The following is a 4,037-nucleotide window of genomic DNA, read 5'->3' on the forward strand; positions in this document are numbered from 1 at the left end:
TAGCTCAGTCGGTAGAGCACGTGACTTTTAATCACGGTGTCCAGGGTTCGATTCCCTGGCAGATCACCAAAACCTCTCTAAGTTTAGAGAGGTTTTTTTCATATATAAAAAAATATTTGAAGAAATTAATTACATAATCTTGATATTTAGGAGGCTAGTATGAGAGGTATAAAGAAGACAATACTATTATTTTTAGTATTAATATTTTCGTTCTCAATAATATCTTGTGGTGGTTCTAATGAGACTGTTTTAGAAAAAACAGTTTTAGTAAACAGTAAATATCCTGAAGAAGTGAATAAATATATAGCAGATGTCTTTAAAGATAAAACTGGAATAACTGTTAATTTTGAAAATACAGAAGAAATAAAAGACAGTACATTTAAAGATTCTAAGGTTGATGTTATTTTAGGTGGAAACAAGGAAATATATAATAAAGCTAGTTCAGAAGGACTTTTAAAGCCTTATAAAACTAGTTGGTATAGTGAAGTAGATGATAACTATAGAGATAAAGATGGATACTGGTATTCTATTTTTAAAAATCCTATTATAGTTTCTTATAATAAAGCAAATTTACCACAAAATTTAATACCTAAATCTATAAGTGATTTAAAAAATGGAATTTATGCTAATAAAATTTTAATGGTGAATTCTAATAATGATTATACTAAATATTTTATTTCAGCTACAGCTTCTTATTTAACCAAAGAAGGTAATAATAATGAAAATTACGGAAGTGATTTTTTACAAGGATTAAAATTAAATGTAGCTAATTTATTTAATAATTATAATGAACTAGTTAAGGGATTGGATACTAAGGAAACACCTATAGGTATTTTACCTTTAGATGTTTTTAATAAAAATTCGAAAAATAATGCAAATATATTAAAAGTAGATTTTCAAGAAGGATATCCTGTTGTAACAGAATGTGCAGGTATATTAAAAGACTCTCCTAATCCTAATGCTGCTGAGTTATTTATGGAATTTATAGCAGGACCTAAGATGCAATTAGAATTAGCACAAAAATTTAATATAATGCCTACTTTACCTGTAGCTACTAAATATTCTCCAGATTGGATTAAGAATTTTAAAGAATTAAATATAGAAAGTTCTGTAGTTTTAGAAAATGAGAACAAATGGGTTCAATTATTCAATAGCATAGCTAAACCGGAAACTCAGGATAAAAATTTAGAAAATAAAGCAAAAAATTAGATAAGCAAAAAGAGAGATTATGTATATATAATCTCTCTTTTATATTTAAAAGTGTGAATTGTAAATAAGCTTATTCATATTTAAATTTAATAATAACTTCTTTAATTTCTCCTTTAGAGTTAGTTCTAACTTTAAAGTCTTTTATATCCTTAAATTCATTATTAATTTGAAAATTAAGTTCATTTATTGTAGCCTTAGCTTTTTTTGCTAAGTCGCTATCTTCTATAACCTCAAATCTTTGCTTTTTAGTTGTGATTTCTCTATTTCTATCGTCTAATACAACATAGTACTTATCGCCTTCTTCAAGTACTATATATTCTTTACCAGTTGTAAGACTTGAGCATAATGAATTATCTATACATCTTACTAACATATTTAAGCCCCCTCATAAACATCAATTATATACAATTTTAATATATCATAAAGGGAAACTTTGTCCATTATAAATGATAGATTATTATTAAATTTGTGATATTCTACAAATATATTATTTTTTTATCCTTAATATATTTTTTAATAAATCATCTTTTGCAAAAATAAAGAATTTCTTTATAGAAGATATATCTTCCTTAAAGGTACTAGAAGTATCATCTTTCCAATAATCATTAAAATATATACACAATACAAAAAATAAAATAGCCAAGTTTATATATATATCTTTAAAATCTGCTATAAATAAATTACTTATTCCTATAAAATCTAAGCTACCACCATAAAATATTTTATCAATTAAAGAACATAATGCTCCTGCCATTATAAATACTATACACATATCTGCATTAAAATCTTTATGTCCTTTGTATATATAATATCTATAACATTCAAAAAATATAATAATAGCAATTAAATTTAGTACTATAAGAAATCCGAAACTTAATCCTGTACCAAATCTTACATTAAGCCATGAGCCTTGTGTATTTATTATAGGATTAAAGGTTATGAAATCTCCTAGTATATCGAAAGATTTATTGAAAAACCATTTGTATATAATAAATTTAACTCCTTGGTCTAATAACATTAATATTATAAATATGCTTATTAGAGTTTTTGTTTTTAATCCTTCTTTATATTTATTAATTAGTACATAAATAATATAACCAACTATACCAAAGGGGATTATTAGAAGTAACATCATAAAAGATTCTGAATTTTTATTAATTCTTCCTGTGAAAAATTCAAATAAGAAATAAAGTATCCACATTACAGGAAGAATACTTATAGTTACCCACTTTTTTTTATTCATCCTTACCTCCTTAATAAATAAAAATAAAATTAAATTTTAAATCTCTATTTTAAAATTTAATTTTAAATAAATTTATTTAATTTCAATAAACTAAATCAATTTTAACATAGTTAATTATTGTAATTAAAGAGGATATAAGCAATTTTAAAAGAATATATAAATTATCAAGGAAATAATTTGCTATGACCTTTTATAAATATATTTATAAAGGGTAAAATAAATAAACTATAGAGTTTAGAATAATCATTAAAGAATAATAAAATAAAAAGCTAAGGGGAAGAGAAAGTAGATTACTTAAAAATTAAAAATATTATTTTTAATTTTTGATAAAAGAGAGGAGATATTTTTATGTTAACAATTTTTGCAGTATCAGATTCTATAGGTGAAACAGCACAGCAGGTTTCAATGGCAGCTGCTAGTCAATTTAAAGATGAAGTAGAAGTTAAAAGAATACCTTATGTAAAAAGTTTTGAGGATGTTGAAGAGTTTATAAAGAACCTTGACTCTTATGAAAATTGTATGATAGTTTCAACAATTATTACCGTAAATGTTAGAGAGTATTTAACACAAAAGTGTATTGAAAAAAATATAAACATAATAAATGTTCTTGGTCCAATAATAAATGTTGCATCGACAATATTAAATAAGTATCCAGATTATAATCCAGGTGCTATGTGGAACACAGATGAAGCGTATTTTAAAAGGATAGAGGCAATGGAGTTTGCTATGCAGTATGATGATAGTAAAGATTATAGAGGATTAAAAAATGCAGATGTAGTATTAGTTGGTTTGTCTAGAACATCAAAAACTCCACTTTGTATGTATTTAGCTAATAAAGGGATTAAAGCTATAAATATTCCTTTAGTGCCTGAGGTAGGAGTTCCTGATGAGTTATATAAAATAGATAAGAAAAAAATATTTGGTCTTACTATAGACCCATTACAACTTATAGAAATAAGAAAAAGAAGATTAGATAAATTTCATAGAATATCAGCAGATATAGAATATGCCTCTGATTCAAGAATTTTAGAAGAATTTGAATTTGCTGATAGAGTTTTAAAGAAATTAGGATGTAGAACAATAGATGTAACTCAAAGAGCCATAGAGGATACAGCTTTAATAATAATGGAAAAGCTAGGAGTAAAAAAATAATATAAATAATTTTCTTTTGTTAATATATATAAGTTTTATTTATAGAGAAAAAGTCGTTAATTTTAGCGACTTTTTTATATTTATTTAAATTTACATAATTATTTTTAAGTTAAAATATAAGGGCTTTAGCAAATAGAAAAAAGAATTAATTGGAAATAAATTTAATAAAATATATAGTTTTGGAAATTAATCTTTAATATACTAATCCTGGTGTATCAATATAAGAAAAATAAAGAAAAATAAAGAATTAAAAAGAAAATAATTAATTTTTTGATTAAAATAGAAAAATTATATTATTAAAAATAACAAATATCATGGTAAGATAAATCTCGTCGCTAAGAGATGCGGAAACAACTTAACAAAATAAATTAAAAGTTTTGAAAAAAGTTGTTGACAAAGTTTCAAAGTGATGTTAAACTAAGAAAGTCGCTTG

At 23.9% G+C, this 4,037-nt stretch carries 4 protein-coding genes and 1 tRNA gene; 3 read left to right on the forward strand and 2 right to left on the reverse strand.

Features of this window, described 5'->3' with window-relative positions; genetic code table 11:
- The first annotated feature begins 1 nt into the window (after window position 1).
- Both AC4FQV_RS11780 and AC4FQV_RS11785 read left to right on the forward strand, forming a co-directional pair.
- Window positions 2–69, forward strand: a tRNA-Lys gene (locus AC4FQV_RS11780).
- A 90-nt stretch (window positions 70–159) separates the two neighbouring features.
- The gene (locus tag AC4FQV_RS11785; protein WP_491140404.1) at window positions 160–1,209 is read left to right on the forward strand and encodes an ABC transporter substrate-binding protein; all 1,050 of its coding nucleotides are present in this window, start codon (window positions 160–162) and stop codon (window positions 1,207–1,209) included.
- A gap of 70 nt (window positions 1,210–1,279) precedes the next feature.
- On the opposite strand, the gene AC4FQV_RS11790 is transcribed toward AC4FQV_RS11785, so the two are convergent.
- Window positions 1,280–1,582, reverse strand: a complete 303-nt coding sequence (locus AC4FQV_RS11790) for a hypothetical protein (protein ID WP_491140405.1) — start codon at window positions 1,580–1,582, stop codon at window positions 1,280–1,282.
- A 114-nt stretch (window positions 1,583–1,696) separates the two neighbouring features.
- A complete protein-coding gene (locus AC4FQV_RS11795) occupies window positions 1,697–2,452 on the reverse strand; it encodes a signal peptidase II (protein ID WP_491140406.1) in 756 nt (251 codons plus the stop codon).
- Between the two features lie 348 nt (window positions 2,453–2,800).
- Between AC4FQV_RS11795 and AC4FQV_RS11800 the strand changes: the two genes are divergently transcribed.
- Complete coding sequence (locus tag AC4FQV_RS11800) at window positions 2,801–3,604, forward strand: pyruvate, water dikinase regulatory protein (RefSeq protein ID WP_491165594.1); 804 nt, start codon at window positions 2,801–2,803, stop codon at window positions 3,602–3,604.
- The last annotated feature ends 433 nt before the right edge of the window (window positions 3,605–4,037 follow it).

The sequence above is a fragment of the Clostridium sp. TJA038 genome (genome assembly GCF_058310255.1).